The 1,862-nt window shown below is 61.1% G+C and carries 2 protein-coding genes; both read right to left on the minus strand.

Annotated elements, in window-relative coordinates:
- A partial coding sequence (locus EPD60_RS07925) for a gluzincin family metallopeptidase (protein WP_165871468.1) occupies nucleotides 1-1,046 on the minus strand: 1,046 nt, incomplete at its 3' end.
- A gap of 366 nt (nucleotides 1,047-1,412) precedes the next feature.
- The coding region (locus EPD60_RS16915; RefSeq protein ID WP_207896564.1) for a polysaccharide lyase at nucleotides 1,413-1,862 on the minus strand (450 nt) is incomplete at its 5' end.

The following is a 1,862-nucleotide window of genomic DNA, read 5'->3' on the forward strand; positions in this document are numbered from 1 at the left end:
GGATAGGCAACGCCGGGCCAGCGGTTGCTGTAGAAGTCGAGCGAATGCTGGATGTAGCGCACCTGGTGGTGGAAGTTCGCGGCCGAATCGATGTAGGCGCTCTGGCAGGAGGCGCGGCGGCCGGTGGCCTTGTCTACCACCACCGAGGCGGCGTCCCACACGTAATGGTCGGAGATGCAGAAGGCCGCGTCGGGCACATGGGTGGCGGCAAAGCGCCAGGTGTTGGTGGTCGGCGCTGTGATGCCGCCGGCGGCGAGGTCGGCCTTCGTCACCACGTTGATCACGGCATCCGAAGTAAGGCTGCGGTTGTATTTCTCCAGGTAGGCGGGCTGCAACACGGCGCCGGCGTTCTGCAGCATGCCGGTGCCCCATACCATAAAGTTGGCGGGCACCGTCACGGCCACCTCGTAGTCGTTGAAGTCGTTGTAGAATTCCTGCGCCTCCACGAAGTCCATGCGGTCCCAGCCGTGGGTGTCGTCGTACACGGCCACGCGCGGGTAGAAGTAGGCGAGGAAGAAGCTGGTGCTGTCGAGGCGTCCTTCGCGGCCGCTCTCCTGGCTCACGTCGTAGTGCCAGTTGACGGTGAGGGTGACGGAGTCGCCGGGCGCGAGCTTTTTGGTAAGCGGCACATCCATGAAGGTGCGCACCGTATTGGCGCGTACTTTCTTCTCAACGCCGTTCTCGGTGTAGCGGTCGATGTTGATGCCGCCGGTGAGGTAGTCGCGCGCCGCGGCGCCCATGCGCGAGGCGCCGGGCTGGTGGATGTTCTGAATAAGCTTGATGGTAAGCCGGTTGAGCGTGTTGGGGCTGTGGTTGGTGTACACGATGGTTTCGGTGCCGGTGACCGTCTTATTCGGCGGCGTCACCTTCACTTCGATGTTGTAGCGGCCTTTGTTCTGCCAGTAGTTCTTACCCGGGGCGCCGTCGGGGCTGCGGGTGCCGGCGGCATAGGCCTGCTGGATGTTGCGGGGCATGTAAAGAGGCTGCTGCTGTGCGGCGGCCGTAGTGGCAACGAGCAGGGCCAGGGAAGCGATTGCGCTTTTCATTTCTTGGAGGTTTGTTGAAAGAACCCGGTAACCGGGTCCCGAATTTACCGGTTACGCGGCAGCGGGAGTAAGAAAAGGGTGCAGTGGTCCGGATTTTGGGGCGGGCGGTCTTTCTGAATGCCGCCATTGCGCCTCCTAATGCCGTCATTGCGAGGAGGCGACTGAAAGGAGACGACGAAGCAATCTCCCTATCTATGGGACAACTCCCTTGCTTCGGTATACAGCAGTGCCATAGCTGTGGGGATTGCTTCGCTACGCTCGCAATGACGGCTCTGGAAGAGATCGCCCCTCGCAATGACGGTCCTGGAGGAACACAAAAAAAGCCCCCCGCATCTGCGGGGGGCTTTTCATTTTTATCATCTAATCTTAGCGTGCCAGTTGTACCAGCTTCAGGTTGTCGAAGTAGATGTCGCCGTTGGTGGACGACTGCCAGTAGGTCTCGGCGCCACCGCGGAAGGTCTCGAAACAGATGGTGTTTACGAGGCGCTTGGCGTCGTTGGTGGTCCAGCGGATGGCCTGGTCAAGCACGGTGGTGCCGTTGATCAGGAGCTGCACGCTACCATCGGTGTTGGAGCCGGTGTTGCTCTTAACAACCATGGTCACTTTGTACCAGGTGCCTTTCTGGAGCGAGCCGGTAGCCGGGAACTGCTTGCCGAAGTTGTTACCGAAAGAGCCGGGCTGGTCTTTGTAGTATACGTCGGGGCGCAGCACGATGTTGCCGGCAGCATTCTTTTCCCAGCCGAGACGGATGGAACCGCCGAGGCCGTCCCAACCCGGGTCGCCGCCCGTGTTGCCGTCACCTACCAGGAGGCCGAA

This window comes from Flaviaestuariibacter flavus (assembly GCF_004337505.1).
GTDB classification, from domain to species: Bacteria; Bacteroidota; Bacteroidia; order Chitinophagales; family Chitinophagaceae; genus Flavisolibacter; species Flavisolibacter flavus.